This window comes from Paenibacillus sp. J2TS4, from assembly GCF_018403245.1.
In the GTDB taxonomy this organism is placed as follows: Bacteria; Bacillota; Bacilli; order Paenibacillales; family NBRC-103111; genus Paenibacillus_L.
In genome coordinates, this window is the sequence record NZ_BOSH01000005.1 from 223,521 (window position 1) to 244,967 (window position 21,447).

At 44.0% G+C, this 21,447-nt stretch carries 15 protein-coding genes and 4 pseudogenes; 4 read left to right on the forward strand and 15 right to left on the reverse strand.

Annotated elements, in window-relative coordinates:
* From KJS69_RS13270 to KJS69_RS13315, 10 genes and pseudogenes are all read right to left on the reverse strand, one after another.
* On the reverse strand, positions 1-1,668 hold the full coding sequence (locus KJS69_RS13270; protein WP_213584255.1) for an extracellular solute-binding protein: 1,668 nt from the start codon (positions 1,666-1,668) through the stop codon (positions 1-3).
* An 86-nt stretch (positions 1,669-1,754) separates the two neighbouring features.
* Complete coding sequence (locus tag KJS69_RS13275) at positions 1,755-2,630, reverse strand: carbohydrate ABC transporter permease (protein WP_213584256.1); 876 nt, start codon at positions 2,628-2,630, stop codon at positions 1,755-1,757.
* Entirely contained in the window at positions 2,630-3,553 is a 924-nt protein-coding gene (locus KJS69_RS13280; protein WP_249730503.1) for an ABC transporter permease, read from the reverse strand. Before KJS69_RS13280 ends, KJS69_RS13275 begins: the two co-directional genes overlap by 1 nt.
* Positions 3,554-3,701: 148 nt before the next feature.
* Entirely contained in the window at positions 3,702-4,541 is an 840-nt protein-coding gene (locus KJS69_RS13285; RefSeq protein ID WP_213584258.1) for a response regulator transcription factor, read from the reverse strand.
* A complete protein-coding gene (locus tag KJS69_RS13290) occupies positions 4,534-6,351 on the reverse strand; it encodes a cache domain-containing sensor histidine kinase (RefSeq protein ID WP_213584259.1) in 1,818 nt (605 codons plus the stop codon). The genes KJS69_RS13285 and KJS69_RS13290 overlap by 8 nt, the downstream gene beginning before the upstream one ends.
* Before the next feature lie 191 nt (positions 6,352-6,542).
* The gene (locus KJS69_RS13295; protein WP_213584260.1) at positions 6,543-7,787 is read right to left on the reverse strand and encodes a mechanosensitive ion channel family protein; all 1,245 of its coding nucleotides are present in this window, start codon (positions 7,785-7,787) and stop codon (positions 6,543-6,545) included.
* 194 nt (positions 7,788-7,981) lie between these two features.
* Positions 7,982-8,626: a DUF7986 domain-containing protein gene (locus KJS69_RS13300; RefSeq protein ID WP_213584261.1), complete on the reverse strand. Its 645-nt coding sequence runs from the start codon at positions 8,624-8,626 to the stop codon at positions 7,982-7,984.
* 616 nt (positions 8,627-9,242) lie between these two features.
* Positions 9,243-9,799: pseudogene (locus tag KJS69_RS13305) on the reverse strand (histidine phosphatase family protein).
* Positions 9,800-10,252: 453 nt separating this feature from the next.
* Positions 10,253-11,536: pseudogene (locus tag KJS69_RS13310) on the reverse strand (IS110 family RNA-guided transposase).
* A 122-nt stretch (positions 11,537-11,658) separates the two neighbouring features.
* Complete coding sequence (locus KJS69_RS13315) at positions 11,659-12,396, reverse strand: undecaprenyl pyrophosphate synthase (RefSeq protein ID WP_213584262.1); 738 nt, start codon at positions 12,394-12,396, stop codon at positions 11,659-11,661.
* 636 nt (positions 12,397-13,032) lie between these two features.
* Between KJS69_RS13315 and KJS69_RS29975 the strand changes: the two genes are divergently transcribed.
* From KJS69_RS29975 to tnpC, 4 genes and pseudogenes are all read left to right on the forward strand, one after another.
* The gene (locus tag KJS69_RS29975; protein WP_283777461.1) at positions 13,033-13,182 is read left to right on the forward strand and encodes a ribbon-helix-helix protein, CopG family; all 150 of its coding nucleotides are present in this window, start codon (positions 13,033-13,035) and stop codon (positions 13,180-13,182) included.
* Between the two features lie 205 nt (positions 13,183-13,387).
* Positions 13,388-13,693 (forward strand): annotated as a pseudogene (tnpA, locus tag KJS69_RS13325) (IS66 family insertion sequence element accessory protein TnpA); the annotation flags it as partial.
* Positions 13,687-14,040: an IS66 family insertion sequence element accessory protein TnpB gene (gene tnpB, locus KJS69_RS13330; RefSeq protein ID WP_213584265.1), complete on the forward strand. Its 354-nt coding sequence runs from the start codon at positions 13,687-13,689 to the stop codon at positions 14,038-14,040. The pseudogene tnpA and the gene tnpB, both read left to right, overlap by 7 nt.
* A gap of 57 nt (positions 14,041-14,097) precedes the next feature.
* Positions 14,098-15,688: pseudogene (gene tnpC, locus KJS69_RS13335) on the forward strand (IS66 family transposase).
* Between the two features lie 383 nt (positions 15,689-16,071).
* Here the strand turns inward: tnpC and KJS69_RS30255 are convergent.
* The 5 genes from KJS69_RS30255 to KJS69_RS13360 form a co-directional block, all read right to left on the reverse strand.
* Positions 16,072-16,338, reverse strand: coding sequence for a YaaC family protein (locus KJS69_RS30255; protein WP_213584266.1), 267 nt, complete (start codon positions 16,336-16,338; stop codon positions 16,072-16,074).
* 66 nt (positions 16,339-16,404) lie between these two features.
* A complete protein-coding gene (locus KJS69_RS13345; protein WP_213584267.1) occupies positions 16,405-17,118 on the reverse strand; it encodes a YaaC family protein in 714 nt (237 codons plus the stop codon).
* 66 nt (positions 17,119-17,184) lie between these two features.
* Positions 17,185-18,564, reverse strand: a complete 1,380-nt coding sequence (locus KJS69_RS13350; protein ID WP_213584268.1) for an RNA-dependent RNA polymerase family protein — start codon at positions 18,562-18,564, stop codon at positions 17,185-17,187.
* 654 nt (positions 18,565-19,218) lie between these two features.
* Positions 19,219-19,542 carry a hypothetical protein gene (locus KJS69_RS13355; RefSeq protein WP_213584269.1) on the reverse strand — a complete coding sequence of 108 codons (324 nt, stop codon included), beginning with the start codon at positions 19,540-19,542 and terminating at the stop codon, positions 19,219-19,221.
* On the reverse strand, positions 19,543-21,420 hold the full coding sequence (locus KJS69_RS13360) for a DEAD/DEAH box helicase (RefSeq protein ID WP_213584270.1): 1,878 nt from the start codon (positions 21,418-21,420) through the stop codon (positions 19,543-19,545).
* Between the last annotated feature and the right edge of the window lie 27 nt (positions 21,421-21,447).

Below are 21,447 nucleotides of genomic sequence, written 5' to 3' on the forward strand. Positions count from 1 at the left end.
TCAGTTATCCAGCCCTTGGGCTTGCACCGCTTCATTGACTTCTTCGATCGCTTTCTGTAATCCTTTATTGTCGTACCCTTTGACCGTCTCCTTCCACATGGCCACCGGATCTTCCTTGGCCAGCATAATCCGGGTTATATCTTCCGCCACGTTAATCGCGCTCAGCTTCGCTTTAGCCGGCGTATGCAGCAGCTCCACTTTAAAATTGGTCGGAACCGGCTCATAATTTTCTATCCGATGGTTTAGTTCCTTACGAGACATCTCAACCAGCTTCGCTCCATAAGCAATATCGACCGCTTCACTTCCGGAGAACTCGGTCCATTGATACCAGGCCGCAAGACCTCCGAGCATATTGAAGGAAGGATAGAGCGAGCCGATGCTCACGAATTCGCCGTTTTCATTCTTTTCGCGGGTAATGGTATAGGTATCGCCTTCTTTCGTGTAATCTTTGCCTTCTATGCCATAAAACCGGTCGATGATAAACTCATCGGATAGTAAGTAATCATAAATGTGGAGAATCCGTTCCATCTTCTTATCGTCCACTTTGGAGCTGAAGTAGCTTTCCGACCAGAAGGTGATGGCTTGATGGCGATGGCGCTTCCCCTCCGGGTTGGCCCAGGATTCGGGAATAATGGCGATGACATCTTCCAGTTTGACATCTTTGTTATATTTCTCCCATGAATTACTGAGATTTTTCAATGCATTCGGCGTGGCTTGAATGGAGATGGCCCCGACCTTCCCCTGCCCGAACTTATCAATGCCATCGTTCGTCTGCATAATGGCAAAGTCCGGATCGATAGCTCCTTCTGTATAAAGCTCACGCATTTGCTTCACGACTTCATCCATCCGCTCGGAAGCAAAGTAAGGGATATATTTACCGTCTTCCTTGACCCAAGAGCTATTGCTCAAATTGGCAAAAGTCCCTGTAGCGATCGGAAGCAGCATCGCATTGGAGCGGAACGTCAGGCCGACCGTATCATCTTTATGATTGCCGTCCGGGTCCTCCTTGGCGAAGGCTCTGAGCATATTCAGATAATCTTCATAAGTGACCGGAGCCTCCAGCCCGAGATTGTCCATCCAATCTTTTCTTACAACCAGGGATCTTTCCACGGCCCATTGATCGTGTTCCTGATACGTCTGGCGCGGGATCATGTAAAATTTATCATCCACTTTAAGCGCTTTGGTCTCATCCAGATTCATTACTCTTTGAACATTGGGAAACGCACTCAGATCATCCGGCAATTCTCGAATGATCCCTTGTTTGATCCACGAGTAGTAGGTGTCCGAGTTAATGATGTCGTGGCTGAAGGCATCCGGCAATTCACCGGAAGCGCTCCACAATTGGAATTTCTCGACATAATCGGAATAACTGATCACTTTATCTACAAACGTCACGTTAAACTTCTCTTCCATCCTCTTTAAATATTCGTCCGAATTTCGGTCCGGGAACGCCTTGCCAATATTGAACGTGGATACGGAAATGTCCATATGTTCGGCGAATGGGTTGTCGTCCGTGCCGCCTGTTTGTTCCTGCTTCTCCTTGTCATTCCCTCCGGAATTGCCCGTATTTCCATTCGTCGAATTCGAATCCTTCGAGCAGCCCACCATAATCAAAAGCAGAATAGCCCATGCGGACATTAGCCAAATCGTTCTTAGTCTCTTGTTCACGTTAGTCCTCCCTTGTAAACTTTTTCTATAATACGACAATAAAGAAAAGCGTCCATTCCGTTCCGAAGGAAAGGGCCTCCGAAGCTTCATTCCTTCACGGCACCCAAGGTGACCCCTGCCGCAAAGTATTTTTGCAAGTACGGATACACCAGCATGATCGGGGCCATCGTTATGATGACGCTGGCCATTTTCAGGCCGTCCGGATACGTTTCGCTAAGCTGGGCCACCATGGATGCGCCCATATCGTCCCTGGCCATTTTGGTCACATCCATCAGCATGTTTCGCAGGAATAATTGCATAGGATACATCTTCGTATCCGTCATGAATAACATCGCGTAATACCATTCGTTCCAGCGGGCAACGGCATAGAAGAGAGTAATCGCGGCGATCGTCGGCTTCGATATGGGAATAACGATGCGAAACAGAATAAAGATGTCGTTGGCGCCATCCATCTTCGCCGATTCTTCCAGCTCCGGCGGAATGGAGCGAAACTGGTTAATCATGACGATCAGAAAAAAGGTACTCACCGCCACCGGCAAAATCATGGCGCCATAACTGTTAATGAGCTTCAAGTTCTTGATCGTCAAGTAAAATGGAATCAACCCGCCGCTGAATAGCATAGCGAAAATAACCCCGGACATCATCACATTTCTGCCCGGCATGCCTTTCTTCGACAAGGCGTAGGCGCCGCAAGTCGTTACCAGCATGTTGATGGTTACCCCGGCCAAAGTGACGATCAGCGAATTCGTCAATGCTCTGCCAATATAGCTTCCTTTAAGCAGCATCTCATAGGAGCTTAGCTTAAAGCTGGTCGGGATCAGATAGAATTGCTGCTTGACCACCGCAGCCGGGTCTGCGAACGAAGTAATTAACACGTTGTAAAAGGGCAAAATCGTGATCAAAGCCAACAGCATTAAAAATACGTGAATAGCGTAGTCCGCCCATGTGTTCTTCCAGTTCATCAGAATAATCCTTCCTGTCCAAGACGTTTGGCTGCTTTATTCGCCGTATACAGCAGGACAAAATTAATAATCGATTTGAACAAGCCGACGGCCGTTGACGTGCCGAAGCTTTCTCCTACGGAAAATGTCCTTCTGTATATGTAGGTATCCAGAATGTCCGCCTTCTCGTAAACCGCGGGATTATACAGGTTAAAAATCTGATCGAAGCCCCCTCCGCCCGAGCTCATCATCGCGCCGACATTGAGAATGAACAGGATGGCGACCGTGCTCTTTAGCCCCGGCCAAGTAATGTGCCACATCCGCTGCAGGCGATTCGCCCCGTCTATGCTGGCCGCCTCATATAAGGAAGGGTTAATCCCCGCTATGGCTGCGAGGTAAATGATCGTCCCCCAGCCCATATCTCTCCACAAGCTGCTGCTGAAGATAAGCGCCCGGAATGAACTCGGGTCAACGAGCAGGTTGACTTTTTGGATGCCGAATAGTTCCAAGATCTGGTTCAAAACCCCGAAGGTCCCCAGGAAGTTAATCAGAATTCCGCTAATAATGACCCAGGACAGAAAATGAGGAAACGTATAAACAACTTGATAAAACTTCTTCAAGCGGGCGGTACGTACTTCATTAAGCAAAATCGCCACAACGATCGGCACGGGGAATTCAAACAGCAGCCGGCCGAACGCAATAATGACCGTATTCCGAAAGGCAATCCAAAAATCGTTCAGGTAGAAAATTTCCTGAAAGTTTGCCAAGCCGACCCACTCACTGCCCCAAATCCCTTTGGAAAAATTAAACTCCTTAAACGCAAGCATCAGGCCGTAGAGCGGAACATACTCGAAGACGATGTAATAAGCAAGCAGCGGGGCAACGAGAATATAAAAATATCTATATTCGATCATCCGCCTCAGCAGGTTCTTGCGAAAACCCAATCCGTATCCCCTCATTTCGTTGTTGTTTTAAGCGCTTTCATATTATTGTAAGGGAGACCCGGGAAAGTACCTATGGATTAATCTCACTTGACGTATGGAAATTTCTAAGACGTTCTTAGATAAAAAACCAAGTTCCCCGACTAATCCATTAGTCGATGCGGAACTCGGTAGGTGTTTTGCCTGTATATTTCTTAAATGTTTTAGCAAAGTAGTAGTATTCGTTGTAACCGGACTGAATGGCAATATCGCTGACGGCCAGCTGTGTAGACTTAAGCAGCTTGCAGGCATGTTGCATGCGCAAATCAGTCAAATATTTGGTGAAGTTCACTTGCAGCTCCTTTTTGAACAAAGAGCTTAAATAATTCGGGTGTAAGTAAAATTGCCTGGCCATGTCCTGAATGGTCAGATTGTCGCGAAAATGTTCTTGAATATGCCGCACGATGAGCCGAAGTGTCTCTTTGCCGTCCGTATCCGCTGCATCTGGAGCAGGGGCCGCACCCTTTTCACCCGGGATACTATAGCCCGCCGGTTCCACTTCAACGGCAGCACAGGGGTGCGTCACATCCCCATGGTCACGAAGGCGCTCGAGTTCATGGCGCAATGCCTGCCGTTCCTTAGCTATCGAATGTTTGACAGCCAGGAGCGCCTCCATAATTTCTTCTTCTTTGAAAGGCTTCAAGCAATATCCGACAGCCCCGTAAGTCATCGCCTGCTTGGCATATTCAAATTCCGCATAACCGCTGGCAATGATGAATTTGGTAGCCACTTCGGCAGCCTTCAGCTTCCCGATTAACTCGATCCCGTTCATGCCCGGCATACGGATATCGATAAAGGCCACATCCGGCCGAAGCTCCGTGATGCGTTCAAAGCCTTCAATGCCATTCGCGGCTATCCCGACGATTTCGAATCCAATTTCTGTCCAGTCCACCGTCCCCCTCAAGCTCTCCAGAATCCACTTCTCGTCATCCACCAACATAGCCTTATACATCTAAATCTTCTCCTTTTGCAGGAATACAGAGGGTCACCCTCGTCCCTTCGTTCGGCAGGCTGTCAATGGATGAGATGCCGTATCCACTTCCGTAGGCAAAACGAAGACGCTGATGCACATTCATTATACCAATATGCTTTGGAGAGGAAACAGGGAGAAGCTCTCTTCCCGTCTCTTGATTCCGCAGGCTCTGCCTGATGCTGTCGAGGATGGCCGGCACCATGCCCACTCCATCGTCCTTCACCCACAACAGCATCTCCCCGTTGCCGCCCATTCGACTGCCTACAACAAGATGACAGGTCACCATACTCGGCTCAATCCCGTGGTATATCGCATTTTCCACCAGAGGCTGGAGGATCATCTTGATCATTTTACAGTTTAAAGTGGATTCAGCGAACTCATACTGCACATTAAAACGCCCTTCAAAGCGGGTTTGCTGAACATGGACGTAGGCTTGAATAATATCGATTTCCTCCTGCAGCCTTACGTGCTCCTCCCCCTTGATGCTGTAACGAAAAATCCGGCTTAACGCATCCGACATATCGCGGATTTCCCGAACCCCCCGTGCCAGGGCAATCCCCTTCATCGTCTCCAATGTATTGTACAAGAAATGAGGGTTAATCTGACTCTTCAGGAAGCGCAGCTCCGCCTGCTGTTTTAATATCTCCAATTCAAAAATATGAGTCCGGGATTCGATCAGTTCTTCGACCAAATCATCAATTTCGTCCAGCAGCGAGTTAAATTTGTTCGCCATCACGTCAAATTCCGCATAGCCCCTGACAGCTATACGGTGGCTTCGGCTTTCAAGCCCTTTAGCCCGGATCCCATAGATGTAGGATAGGAAAGAACGAAGCGGGAGCAAAATGTTCCGGCTGATGAAAATATAGCATAAGAACAAAACCACAATCAGCAGAGCAAAAACCCCAATAATCAAGGTCTGCACATCCTCCAGACCGCGAAACAGCTCCTTCACCTGAAAAATGCTAATGATTCTGCTTCCAATTTCAGGAATCTGTAATGTATGTACGACAGACTTCTCCCCATTATGCTTGAAGGTGGAAGAGATCTCTCCCTGTTCATAAACCCTCAACGTTTCAGGAAGCGGCTGGCCGATTTCGGTTGGACTGTTGCCCGCATATATCATCCCATTGCGGTCCGTAACATAAAATTTACCCGTGATGCGCTGCGACATATAGTCCATATGCGGCACAAGCGCATTGACGTCCAGCACCATGATCGCATATCCGATTTTGGTTCCTGCTCCGGTAGCGGTATCGTAAATGGGCGCCCCGACATAAATGACATAATCTTCGGAAAAAGTTGATCTCAGATGGACGGGAACTCCGGCCGGAATCGGGTGAATCCCCAAGTAATAGGCCGTTGTGCGCGCAGGAATCTCTTCTAAAGGAATGTCCTTCTCGCAGTTGATACAATTATACGTGTTGCCGTTCATTCCAATCAGTACGATTTCCAGAATGCCCTGCTTCATCGATTTCAGGTTCACCAGCAATTTTTCCAGCTTCAAATAAAGCTCATACCTGGCGAGCGGATCCTCGTTCCGCAAATATTGCTGCACCGTATCGTTATACGCTATATTCGGCATGATCCGGTTGATCGTATCCGCGTTAGAAACAATATTCTGTTTGATAGTCGTAATCATTTCCTGAGTATATACGCTATTCCGCTCATAGGTAATGTCCAGAATGCGATAATAGCTCCAAATGACAATAACAATGAGCATAAGCAAAATAACGATGCCTGTAAAAATCAACTGCCAACGTATCGAATGTCTCCTTAAAAAAGCAAGCATGCGACCCCTCCCGCCATCAAGCCTACTTGAGCTTAAGCTGTAACTTATCCTATGTGGGATTCTAGCATAGCGATGCAGGGATGGAAAGGCTTTCATTATTTACAAAAAAATCAGCATGCAGGTGAGCATGTTGTGACGGGTGGATAGGGGTTGAGAGTTTGGATTAGTCGATTTTTGGCTTGGCAAGCCCTCTAATCGGCCGAACCCGCCTTCAACAAGCTCTTCAAATCATGGCCGGTTGGATTCTGGTAGACTCGAAGCCCAAACTCTGGAGCGACCGCAAGAATATGGTCAAAAATATCGGATTGTACCCCTTCATAAACCGCCCAAGCGGTATCATTCGTAAAGGCGTAAATTTCCAAAGGCAGTCCGGTTTCCCCGGGATTCAATTGCCTGACCATGCGTGTCATGCCTTTATGAATTTGGGGATGATGCTCGAGATATTGTACAATATAGGCTCTAAAAACACCGATGTTCGTCAATGCCCTGCCATTCACTTTATTGGATCGGTCTATTTCATTTTCGATGTTATGCTGCTCGATTTCTTTCTCTCTACTGGTAATATAGTCGTGAAGATAATGAATTTTTTTGAACTTCTCGATCATGTCATCGCTGCAAAAGGCAATACTGCCCATATCGACATGAACCGAGCGTTTGATCCTCCGGCCGCCGGAAGCTTGCATGCCTCTCCAGTTTTTGAAGGAATCCGAGATGAGCGCATAAGTCGGCAAGGTCGTAATCGTCTTATCCCAATTCTGGACCTTGACCGTGTTCAAAGAGATCTCGATAACATCTCCATCCGCTCCGTATTTGGGCATCTCAATCCAATCGCCGACACGCACCATATCATTGGAAGTCAATTGAATGCCTGCTACCAGACCCAAAATAGAATCTTTGAAAATCAACATAATAACCGCCGATAATGCGCCGATCCCGCTCAGGAGAATGATCGGACTCTCTCCAATCAGATTGGAGATCACCAGTATTCCGCCAATGATAAACATAACAATTTTAACGACCTGAATATATCCCCGGATCGGTCTGACCTTGGAAATTTCGTAGGTTGTATAAATGTCATTCAGAGCATTAAGGAATGCGTCCACTACCAGCATCATCACCACAATCATGTAGATGATGACACCCTTCTCTATCCATTGTTGATAATCAGGAAAGGTGAAAGAGAAATAATAAATAATGAGGGCGGGAACCACATGAGAAAGCTTCTGGATGACCTTCCGCTCCAATAGATAATTGTCCCACTGGAACCGGTTGTTGTTAATATAATGGCTGAGGACTTTTATAACGACCTTCTTAGTAATAAAATTAGCTAATATGCTCAGCGCAATGATTCCAACGATCATGATCACATTGGACAGATAAACAGCTGTATCTGCTTGGACTCCGAGCTCTACGAGCAAATTCTTAATAAATTCCATAACTCCTCCTAAAAAAAAAGAAAGGCCCACCATCGCACGCATGGACAATAACCGGAAATTATAGTTTTCCCACAATAATATCTTTCTGTTCATTGTTTTCCCACCAAGAATTTTGGACCGCGTGCTGGATTAAATCTTTATCCATTAGCTCTTTTGATGGATCCAGAATTTCGAGTAGCGCCTGAAATTGGTCTTCATTCTACTTTCTCATACGATACGGGAATTCCATCCGAACGATTTAAATGAAAGAACACAATGAATCTGTCTGTTGAGGGGTCCCCCGTTTTCATTTTTTTGAGCATTTTTCGGCTTCTGCTCAGAATATAATCTTTATGATTATTGGAAAATACAAAGCCTAAGCCATATGTAATACTATACTCTTCCAAATGAAGTAATCGGGTAAATATCAATACATTCTGCTGTATGCAATTAATCAAACTGAGATCGACAAGTTTTACCGACTTGTTCAGCCCACGCAAAATATCACGCAGGATGAGCATTCCTTCCTTATTGTCGATACTTATGATTTCATATAAAGAAGTCTCCGAATGCAGCATGGCATTTAGCAACTCATTTTCCACATGATTATCTGCAAGATAATTCTCCGCAAACCCTGATAAAGAACTCTTTTCCTCTCGGATTGTTTCATATATATTAAAATCATACAATGCATCTTGTTCCGCATAGGATTCAATAACTATCTGGTTCTGCTTATAAAGTATGCCCAGAATACTGGCAGCCTGTTGAAACTCAGTGGCATGGACCAAATCTTCCATGATCTTACTGTGCAGCCCCACTTGAACTTGTCTATAATGCTTATATTGCTCTATGTCGACCATGATTCCACCTCTATTCCTACGCCTTCTGCAACTAACCTATGACCTGAACCGCATTCTCTTTAATTTGTGTAACCATTTCTACAAGCTTTCCCATATATCTGACCATATTTTATCAACCTTATTACGAATTTCTCCTGATAGCATTCGTCTTGCTCCTGTCTATCTCCTAATTATACTAGTTCTTTAGGATTATCGACAATCTTACTTGAAAACCCTGCTTTCGACAATGTTTTTACAATACCGCAGGTATCCAATCTTACTGAAAGATCCTTAATTACAGTCGCTCCACATTTTCACATCTTGTTTGACTTACTTCTGTCGCAGCCAGTATCGACAATAGCTTTTGAAATAACCAATACGCTTTTCAGAGAAATATAGCGTGTCAGATTCAAGGCCTGATCAAAGGAATCTACTATAACGTATTTAAATTCAATCTTGTTTTTTCTTTGATTATGAATATTTCGGTACGGCAGAGCCACTTGGTTAATTAGTGAGAGCCATGATGTTAACGAAATAGAGCCAGCAAATTAATAAGGAGAGCCAGCAGAATATGAGGGCTCTCCCATTTACAATTTTCAACTGTCGTACCGTAAGCGAAATTGAATCATGCAAGAATTCACCTCCATAACCTCTCTGTTTTGGTTAATATTCCTTCATCAAATTCCATCTTGTAGATATCAGGTTTTGAAGTATTTAATAAAAAATCCAATCGAAGTACCCCATCATCATTGTCATAACGGCCCCATGAGTTCCAATAGCAACTTTCTGGCCCTTATATTCGCTAATAATGTTTTTTAATATTGTTACAACACGATTTTGGCAAATCGTAAAAGACTCCCCTCCAGGCAACGAAAAGTCGGGGTCTGAAAACATTTTCTTTACTAATGGATACACCTCCTTATCAGGCATTATTCTATCGTCGCCAATAAATACTACTTCTTTTAGTTTCTCAATCACAATCGTTTCTTTGCCTAATGATTGGGCTAGTCCTTCTATTGTTAATATTGCCCTTCTATATGGACTTGAGATGAACCTGTCTATACCCTCATCTTTCAATAATTGAGCTACAATTCGGGCATCTGATTCGCCTTTTAAAGTCAGTCCACGTGTTCTTTCGTCCCCTTCCATTTTCGGTGATTCTCCGTGCCTGACCATGTATATATAGGTCTTCATAATTTCCCCCTAGACTTCAATAAGGCATATGTAGTCTCGTGTGAATTCCTGTATTATCGTACTCTTCCCTCGGTATTAAGGGATTATCTCTCGTATGCTCACTCATTCGCAGGATTTCATTACCCTAGAAGGCAGTGGCCGAAAGGAAAATATCATTTGAAACCCATAAGGTCGCTGTTTTAGGCATGCGGGAATAGAAGAAACGACTGGGACTATTTCTCCTGGTGGTTCTCTACTGCACGCATCCTCCACTAGTCCCCTGGAAGTTTACCATCCCACGGCTCGACGGGTCTATGCCCTGACATTCCTTCGTTACACTTATCCAAGGTGTGGAGACCGATAGCGTTTAGCTGATGGGTCTATGCCCTTATCGGGTACGAACTCGGTCCTCCGTGCTTTCTTTATTCGAAATCCTGCGAATGAGTCAATTTACGACGATACTGCAATATAGCTTTATGCTACTTGAACAAACGAATGGACAGTTTTCTCGGGCATGAACGAGTCACCGTTTTGAACCATCCCAACTAGGATACGAGCCAGTTTTCCAAGTAACTTAAACACCGACTGTTGCTTTCCCATATGCTTAATTTGAACATTGTTTTCATGCAGCTGGCGAAAAACAGCATTGGTTCCTACCAGTGTAAGCATCGCAAGATACAGATATTTCGCAGCTTTGCATCCCCGCGCTTCGAGATTACAATCTCTCCCTTGCGCTTCCCTGAGCTACTTTCAGCCAGATTTAGGCCGGCTCTCCTCAGCAATTGACGCCCGTGGGAATACAGTCTCAAGTCACCTGCACTGGACAGAATCGCAGCAATGTAAATCGTACCAAGACCTTTTACCGAGCGAAGTTGGCTAACCAGCGGGATCCCTTCCAGTAATGTTCCGAGTTCCCTTTCGACCTGTTCTAAGATGTCGGTAATACGCTCAAACTCGTCTAACAACCGTTGTAAATCTTGCTTTGCCTCCATGAGTGCAGCGGTCTCTCTACACTCTGTCTGGCTTTACTGAGGAGTTCGGCAGCTTTCTGTCTTCCCGTGGTGCCGCCAGCTCGCTTCATGTACTTTTTCCATCCCGTAATGACCTCTTCAATGGATCGGCTATGAAGATCAGATGGGGATGGAAACGCTTTGAGGGTGGCAATCGATCGAGGGCGTGTCCAATCCTTAAAGACAGATGCATACTCAGGGAAATAAATATCTAGCCAGCGAACGATCCGATTCTGCAGCCGTACGCTATTTGTGACCCAAAATTCCCGATCACTCATGATGGTGCGTAACCTTTGGAAATCCCCCGTTTGACGAGTGAAATCGTAGTAAAACCCACGGCTGACAGCGTCTGCAATGATGAGGGCGTCTTTGGGATCGCTCTTGGAAGGACTGTTATCACGGTTCTCCTTGTTTCTTTTTGTTGTCTCCGGATTCACTAAGAGACGTTTTGTCCCTGTGCAACTAGCCAATTGGCCAGGTTGTTCCAATAGTGACCTGTCGGCTCCATGCCGATAATAAGACCTTTTAATCTATGTTTCCGCTGTAATTCATCCATCCACCGTTTTAGTGTTTCAAATCCGCTATGTGTGTTCTTAAACGAAAAGTGCCGATTTGAAAGCACAATTCCCCGGAAGTTCGTAGCTTGCGCTACATGGGTCTCCTTGGCCATGTCGATTCCAACTACGAGATGAGAGCTTGTAATGCGTTCAATCCGTTGATTTTGTCCTACCGATTGCTTAAACTTCATAGTAAGAGCGCCTCCCTTGTTGGTGTTGGGTTTCAAACCCGCCGACAAACCCATCATACCGAGGCGCTCCTATTTTGACAAAGTCCGTTTCTTAGGACTAACAGGAATGTTTACTTTAATGCTTAGGCTCTTTTCTTTCGATTTTGATAATCTAAAATGGACGCATAAAGAAGTTCCTCATTGAAATCAGGCCACATTTCATCAGTGAACCAGAGTTCAGTATGGGCTGACTGCCAAAGTAAAAAATTGCTTAACCGTTTCTCACCACTTGTTCGAATTAGTAAGTCGGGGCAAGGATTATTTCCTGTATAGAGGAACTGTTCAAACTCCTCTTCCGTAATTTCTTCCTCATTTTTTGTTTTAACTATCGATCTTACAGCTTGAATTATATCGCTCTTACCGCCATAATTCATTGCAAAATAAACTTTTAGTCCAGTGTTTTCTTCAGTTTCATCTACGACTTTACGCATGGCTTGCTGGGTTACTTCAGGAAATTTAGAAATATCTCCAATAAAAAAGACTTTAATATTGTTTTCATTTAACTCACGAACGTTTGTCTCTTGAACAAACTCACTCACTAAACTAATGATGTAATCAACTTCGTCTTTAGGCCTTTTCCAATTTTCTGTTGAAAAAGCGTATAGCGTTAGTGATTCTATTCCGTTTTTATGACACATGCTTATGGTTTGACGCATTGTTTGCATCCCAGCATAGTGGCCAGCAGACCTAGGTAATCCTCTTCGCTTCGCCCATCGACCGTTTCCATCCATCATAATTGCGATATGTTTTGGAAGATGACTACTCCAATCAATCTTTGATTTGAGGCCATTTCTAGTTCGATTCAGACCAAACCACTTCATTCTCAACCCTCCAAAACATAAGTCGTCAACCATCTATATATTACCACAATTGGAACTATCCAGCCCGTAAGTTTAGTCCCATACTGGCTCTGTACATTAACATCGTGGCTCTATTTTATTAACGAAGTGACTCTCATTCATTAACTTAATGGCTCTATGGGACTGAAATATTCAATTAGGTACTTTGTAGGAAATTCCTGAAATTCTGTATCTCCTATTCCTCTGGCACAATAACTCGGTAACTCCCTCCTCTGTCTGCATTACCTTAAAAGGAAAGTACACATTCTCTTTCTTTAAGGACATCATTAAGCATCCGCGGAGATTAGTATATAACTTAAATAATCTAAATGGGGTAAGGTCACCAGCCTCGTCTATCAGTATCAGAACATCGATGTTATTACTTTTCATAAACGTGACCTCCAAATAAATATTTAATGGACAGAAAATCTAGTATGATCAGAACCCCGTACTACACTAAGTACACAAAATAGTGAATATTACAATTTGTAATTAAAATATATCACAAATCGTATTATGTTTTAACTTCTCACTTTCTTTCTATACTGATATGTGAGGTGATTTTTCATGAATAGTGACGAGTTCATCATAACCCCCAGGGAAGACAAGACAGTTACGATGTCAATACGCATAGAAAAAGTTATGCAGGACCAATTGGATGAACTTGCTCGAAAGAGCAATCGTTCCCGAAACGAAATAATTAATATGGCTTTAGAATATGCTCTCAAAAATGTGAAATTTATTGACTCGACAGATTCTCCTAAATAACGAATAAAGGTGAGGTACAAAAAGAACAGATATAATTTCTATTCAATGGCAAGACGTGCGAAATTGGCCCTGTTCTTCTCTAACTCTTTGAACTCTCATACGTAAGCGTCAAACCGAACACACTTGTTCATGAGAGCCGCCTGCTGTCAAAATAAGAACCATCTCAAACAGATGGAGGAAAGCGAGATGAAGAACGAAACGGCAGCAATGGATGGAACGCATCGCAACGTACCGGGCGAGTGGAAAGACGATGAAGGCCTGGTGCGCAGAGCAAGGTCTTTCGGTGGATCAACTGAAATATTGGCTCTACAAAGCGAAGAAAAAGGAGGACCTCTCGCCAGCGGCACCCCCGGCATTTCGTCCGGTGAACGTGATCAGCCAGGAAGGAACGGAAAAGGCCTCTTCTCATTCCTTGTGGGTACAAGTAGGCTCCGCTCGCATTGCTGTCACTCCAAGTTTTGAACCGCAGTTGCTTCGCGATGTCGTACGCACACTGGAGACTTTATGCTGAATATGGCCGCTGCTGCGCAGGTCTATCTGGCCTGTGGTTCCACCGACCTTCGCAAATCCATTGACGGCCTAGCCGCCATCGTCCAGGAACAGTTTGCGCTCAATCCCTTCTCCGCGGCGTTATTTGTGTTTTGCAACCGCAGACGGGACAAACTCAAAATCTTGCAGTGGGATCACGCAGGATTTTGGCTCTACTACCGTCGTCTGGAGCGTGGCACGTTTCAGTGGCCTTCCGGCGGCACCATGCCGCTTTGCCTAACTGCTCGGGAACTGCGCTGGCTACTCGATGGCCTGTCGCTCTCGCAGGTCCATGCCCATCCTGCCCTTTCGCCGGAAGTGGCGATCTAACAGATTTCGGTTACGCACAAGCAGGATTTTGCCACCGGGTTGTCGAAAGAAAACGGTATGAAAACTGAAGCGGAATCCCTCACCCTGGAACAACCCCAGCAGCAAAATGCAGGGCTGGAACAACAGAATAAGCAGCAGGCGCGTGAACTAGCCGAACTGTCAGCCAAACTCAAATGGTATGAAGAGCAGTTTCGCCTCGCCCAACAGAAGCGCTTCGGTGCCTCCAGCGAAAAAACGCATCCGGATCAACTAGAATTGAATTTGTTCAACGAAGCCGAAGTGCTGGCTACCCCGGAGGGGCAAGAGCCTCTGACGGAGAAAGTCACCTACGAGCGCCGCAAGACCAGCGGCAAGTGGAAAGCAGATCTGTCCAAACTACCGGTCGGGGACCGTCGTGTACAGCCTGAACGAAGACGAGCAGGTATGTCCGTGCTGCGGCGGTTCTCTGCATGAGATGAGTGCCGAGACGCGCAGTGAAATCGCCATCGTGCCACCGCAAGTCAAGGTCATTCAGCATGTGCGGCAGGTATACGCCTGCCGACACTGTGAGCGTCATGAGATGCAGACGCCCATCCTTACCGCGCCGATGCCTAAACCGGTGTATCCGGGCAGTCTGGCTTCACCGTCTATTCTGGCGCATGTCATGTGCCAGAAATACGTAGACAGTCTGCCGCTGTACCGGCAAGAGCAGCAATTTGCCCGTCTGGGTTATACGCTGTCTCGGCAAACGATGGCAAACTGGATGATTTACGGAGCGGAGCAATGGCTGATGCCGGTCGTCGCGGCGATGAAGGCGCACCTGCTAAAGCAAAGTGCGCTGCATGCGGACGAGACGACGTTGCAAGTGCTTCGCGAACCCGGTAAATCGGCAGAATCGACCTCGTATTTATGGCTTTATCGCACGGGTCGTGGCACAGATCCGGCCGTCGTTTACGACTACTAGCGGACGCGTGGTGGCGAGCATCCCCGGAACTTCCTGTCTGGATTTAGGGGATATCTGCATGTGGATGGTTATCCGGGCTACTATAAGGTGGCCGGAGTCATACTGGTGGGTTGCTGGGCGCATGCCCGGCGCAAATACGACGAAGCGCTCAAGGCTGTACCGGAGGCGAAGGGGGACAAGGACACGGTAGCCGGACAAGGACTGGCGTATTGCAACCAACTCTTTGCCATTGAACGGGACCTGCAGGGGGCCACGCCGGAAGAGCGATTTATGGCTCGCCAGGATCGAAGCCGCCCGGTGCTGGATGCCTATTACGCCTGGCTGCGCCAGCAGCGGTCCCGGACGATGCCCAAAAGCTTGCTCGGTCAAGCGATTGCTTACAACCTGAACCAATGGGATAAGTTGACGGCGTTCCTGAAGGACGGGGTGCTGGAAATCGACAACAATCGCAGCGAACGGTCGATTAAGCCTTTTGTGATCGGGCGCAAAAATTGGCTCTTCGCCAACACTCCGAGAGGAGCCAAGGCAAGCGCGGCGATTTACAGCGTGATTGAGACCGCGAAGGAGAACGGCCTGCATCCGTTCCGGTACTTGATGTACCTGTTCGAGCAATTGCCTCAGCTTTCGAATCTTCAGGATCCGCAGGCACTGGAACCGTTTATGCCGTGGTCGGCATTACTGCCGGTCACCTGTCGCATCACTTAATCTTCCCTTATTCTATAGCTGCTCCCGTCTAATTAACAGGTGGGGGCTATTTGACGCTCACAGTTGAGCTAAGTCTCCCACTAAAAGTACTCAAATACATCGTGACCTTACTATTTTTTTGAGCGAATACTGTCACCATCTCAGTCATTACGAATCATCAATAATAAGCACTCCACATGCGTCGAGTGTAATGCCTAAGCCCCAATCTGTAGATTCAACATCGTAGCATCAACCTTCAACTCGACTCTTTGCTTTACCACTATCAATGATACGGTTCACCGCGCTGTCTGTAACGGCTAAATTCTTAGGTATTAAACTAATATTGGGTATTTCATAAAAAAATAAATAGCCCCCTCATTATTATAGAGAGGACTCATTTCACATTAAAAGACACCAGTATCAAGAAATTCATACCCGGTTATTTCGGATGCAATTTCATTAATAAACTGATAGGGAGACTTTTGTATAAACTCTGTTACAATCCAATTATGCCTTCCTGATAAATACCCTCTTAGAATCATTGGATTATACCGTGATAGTTCACTTAATCGATGCATGGCAGCAAAAGACAGCGTTAGTGGACTCCTATTAATCCACTTATCCCCATTTTGGCTACGCCTTATGTACCACTTTTTCTCCCCCTTTCCCACAATGGGTAGTACATGTTTTCTTACTTTATTATGATAAACTTCAAAAGGCGATAGGTTCTGTTTATTCTACCTAAAGCGCTTTTTCATCCGAATTACATAACGGTCAGAAATATTTGTAAGCCTCTCAAAATCCGGAGGCAATTTATTAATAGTATGTCCATTCGCATATCGAGGATCTGGTTCAATTTCGGCTACAAACCAGCTTTGGGTGGACCCTGGTTTATTAACAAAGTGAGGGTCCTTTATTGGAATAAACAACTCAGGAACTGTTCTTGTTTCTGTATCATATGAAAGACAGTAAGCTCGATGAATATATGGAATATTATAGAATAGTTGATCAAGATTATATTGATATTCGCCAGGCGTAATATGATCATCAATTAAACTACCCAGTGCTGCTAAAATACCTCTAGTTTTAAAGTTAACCTTCTCATCCTCTGTATTAGGTCTTGCAGCTCTCTTTCCTGAGTAGTTGCCGGAAACTCCATGTTTTGTTGAGAAGACCTGTTTCTTAACAATGAGTAGAGTTTTAGCTGCATTTAGGAAACAGTAATAAAGCGGCAATGGAGCAGCAGTTGTCGGAAGTGATTTTGAACTAAGATAGAAGTTTTTAGCTTGTTCCCAATAAAACGAAGCCTCTACTGTACTATTATTCCTCAACCATGACTCAACGAAGGTCCAAGGTTCACTTGCAAGAACCGTTTTTCCTTGAAAATTAGGTGATACTGCTGATGATCTGATAGTCAACAGCTTTCTTTTTAAGAAAATTGGTTTTGCCAACGTTTTTCACTTCCTGATTTAGTAATTCATATCAATTTACGAATAATTCAACTTTGATTAAAAATATTAAGAACCGTAAAATGAAGTGCTACCTTTTTTACCCACATCGGATGAAGTTGTTTCTACTGTAACTGAAATCATTCGTGCTTGTATCTTGTTCCAATGCCTTTTAATTTGTCTATAAATCAAGCTTTCTACGGTATCAATCTCCTGAAACACAGCATGAGCTTTCTTAGCATAGGTAATAAAATTTCCATACCCCTTGTATCTTCTCCCGAGATGAGTATACAGAGAGTATAGTTTTTTCCTGCCAACATTTTTCCCCCTCTTGCTGCTCTTCTTATTAACGGAGGCTACCTTCTTATAAGCTCTATGGTAATATTTAAACAAACTCTTCTCTCTTAACAAGACTTTTGTTCCATCAAAGACAAATCCAAGATAATCGAGCTTGCCGGCGTTCTCACATTGTATTTCCTTATAGATTCCCTTGTTGGAATAAAACAGGGTGTTCGTTTTGCCTTCGCCCATAGTTATTTTGTTATCTTTTACCGCTTCTCTGATGAATGAAATGTGATCAGTGATTTTATTTTCTTGACCTTTCTTAATGGGTAAAACGATAATAATATCGTCGCTGTATCTTCTATAAATTCCGCCCAACCCTGAAACATAAGTGTTCAAAACCTCATCAAAATCAATCGCATAAACATTGGCTAGTACCGCACTTATTGCTGTACCCTGGGGAATTCCGTAACCATAGGGATTACATAAGATTGGCACCCGTTTACGAAACTCCCTAAATTCAGCAGGTGTATAGTACCTTTCCCTATTTTTACGGTCGCTTGACCACCCCTTGGACTGCTTAAGATCATTGATCAACAAGTCCTTTTCCACCCAATTAAACTTAGTAAGATGCTTAAAGACATTCCACCAGTCTGCCGGAAGCCTAGATTCTTCCCCTAAGACTTTTTGTAGACGTTCTTTAAGCAGCTTATGATCGAGGTTATCAAAATATTTGGAGAAATCTGACACGAAGATAAACGCATGCTCTTGTATCGATATAAATTTGATTACCTCAGCGGCAAAGTGGATATTACTTCTTCCCTCTTTATTATTACGGTAAGCAAGAGAAACATCGTTCAAACCTCTGTCATGACATGCTTTGTTGTACAGATAATTAAGGCTTTCACCATAGTATTTGAATATGTATCCATCCATATGGCTGGCATAATATATTTCTCGTTTCTTAGGATCGGATAGAAACTTCTCTTTCTTATACTTTCGAGTTGTAATTGTGTAATGAATAAAGGGATAGAAGCTATGTGAAGAGATATACATGGGGTTTTGAAGATTTTTTCTGACATTCTTAGTCACAGAGATTCGCTGGTCGAAATGGGGAAAAGGTTTTATTTCAAATTTGCATGGCAATTTCGCTTTTTTAGGTTTCATTCTTATTGAGTGAGCTTAAAGGGCCATGGCACTGCAGCTGTTAGACCCTTTGAGCTTGAACTCCTTCCCGAGGCTGCGTCTCATTTAACTGGTATACTAGAGTTATAATAACAATAGCATTGTGGAATGGAGGTGACTTGGGATTGGTTCAATTAATCACGCTAGCCATCTCAGGTATCAGTCAGTTGTGCAAGGTTGCCCATGCGACACTTGACAAGAAGTCATCCACATCCCCATAGCCATATAATCTATGGGCAATATAATTATAGTAGATTAGTAGACAAAATTCAACCAATAAGTACCTTTTCTTCCAACCGCACTAGTCATAAATACTCGAATTTTGTTTCTTTTTTGGCCCAAGTTCTATGTCATTTTTTAACGGGTTTTCGCTCTACTGATTGGGTAACTGTCTTTCGACTAGTATGATAGGTAAAAACCAGACAAGGGAATTGGTACAGTTGCGAGCGATGCGTGGCTCCCTAGCAATAATCTTCGGCAGTATTGACTTATCTCTACTAAGTAGACATAACCCCATGAACTATAGCGAAGAGGCAATTTTTTATAATGATCATTAACAGGTTTAAGTATTACAAGGCGCATAAAGCTCGGGACAAAGATAAAACATATCCGTCACCAGAAGGTGACGGATATGTCTCAGTTGCGAACTTTTGCAAACCGTTTCGTGTTTCTTATTTTAGATCTAAGCTTTTCAATTTCAACTATTCGATCAAAGATGACTTCTGATATTGCCCCAGATTCCATTACTAATTTCTGAAGGCAATCTTTGTTATCAAAGTAATAATTAAAGATCACTTGCTTTCCTTCCTCTACCTGGCAACAAGCTTCTACATGTAGCCCAATACCGTTATTAGAAAACTTCACATACTCATAGTTAGGCAACTTTGCATTTGCCAAAAGTTCATTAGGTGTGACTATATGCCCTTCTGTTAACGTGTAAAGCTCGTGGATGTGATCCATTTAATTCCCTCCAAATTCAGACTCTAAAATCTGCTCCATTACTTTATAAATGCCTTCGACTTGATCAAGCGCAGCAGAATACTCTTCTGGTCCCCATGATGCGCGAGCTCGATTTCCAACTGCTTCATTCACTCGATATTCAAGATATATAGCTAACATTGCAGCATTATCAGCGGACTTTTCCGGTATCCAAGCGTATTTCCCACGAAATATTCGAGAGTTACTCAGCTCTTTGCCTTCCTTACGAATATTATATTTAATAATTAGCTCCGGAACCATCTCAATTTTAATTCGATCATCTAAATTTCGCTTCTTCCTAAAGATATATTTATCAGGTCTTAGGATTTTTTCAGCCGTTGATCCTTCTTCTTGTCTTCTAACCATCTGTAACAGAACATCATCTGGATAATCAGGGAGCAAATCCTTGAGCTTCCTTAGCTTTTCACGCTCTTCAGCAATCCTACGCTCCCGTTCTTTTAATAGCTCAGTATCTATAAAAGAATCTGTTACAAATTCTCCATCCCCGTCTTCCTGTACATAACCAGTTTCTTTATTTATATTTCGATCAGTGATATTGCCGCCTTCTACAGTAGACCCACCACGCTCAATATATTTAATTACATCGCTCTTCTCCCGCTCTTTTCTGTAAAATTCCCAAAGCTCTTCGAGTCCTAGCTCTTGATGGTGCACAACCGCCGCGATATTATCCTCTTCATTCACAACCTCATCAGGATCAATTGAACGAAGTACCCTGCCTATGAACTGCTCGTAAGGTAACCTTGAACGAAATGGTCTAAATATGGCAGCTACAGATAAATACTTGTGATCATATCCTTCACCTAATTTGGCCACGTGTATTACTACCTCAACCTTATGGTTTTCAATAGCATTTAAACCAGCGGCAAGCGTATCCTTGGGCAGTTTGCTATGAATTACCGCAACTTTCATTCCAGATTCTTCATATATGGCTTGAATCTGTTCAGCATGATATATACTACATGCAACTGCAATAATTTTATGAGGTATGCCAGTTACTCTCTTACGCTCAAGGATATCAATACTTTCTTTAACGACTTTTAAACTACAGTCTTTTGAATAGGCAACGGAACGGGATATCCAGTCTTCCTCCTTTAATCCCATATCTCGAATTTGATCAACGGAGTACAAAGTATCGTCCTTACGATCAATTGTCAGATACAATGCATCAGGAATATATTTGACTCTTTCCAGTGATTTTATATATCCCTTTGCCATTGCTTTACTCAGAGGATATTTGTATACGTATTTCCCCTCGATCACTTCACCATCGGAGCGGAACGGAGTCCCTGTTAATTTAATGACTTTCGCTGAAGAAAAGTACTCCAAGGTCTTCTCCCATGTTGGGGCTGTTGAATGATGAGCCTCATCAATTATAATCATATCAAAGTAATCGGAAGGAACTCTTTTAACAAGGGCTTTGTCCAATCTCTCTTGAAGCTTATGAATATTCAATATAACTATATTAGCTTCGTCCAACGCCCATTTAGAGGTTGCACTATCGTATTCAATAACTGCGGGAAGATCATTAAATTTGCTAAATATGTTCCGCGCCATCCAGAAATTCTTTGGATGCTCGGGGTCAAGAGAATCAAGCACTGCATCTTTTATGACCAATTGAGGTGTTATAATTAACACCCTTCCCAATGAATTTCCATACGGTATTAAGCCCATAACTCCTGTTTTCCCTACACCAGTGGGGAGAACAACAATAGCATGCTCACGACTATTTTGAACAGTAAGATGATCGTAAACGGCTTTATACGCCTCAATCTGCGGCTCCCTTAAGCCATCATTTGACTCAATATTAGGTATCGACTCAAGAAAATAATTTTGATTCATCTATTGTTCCCCTTTTAAAATGTTTTG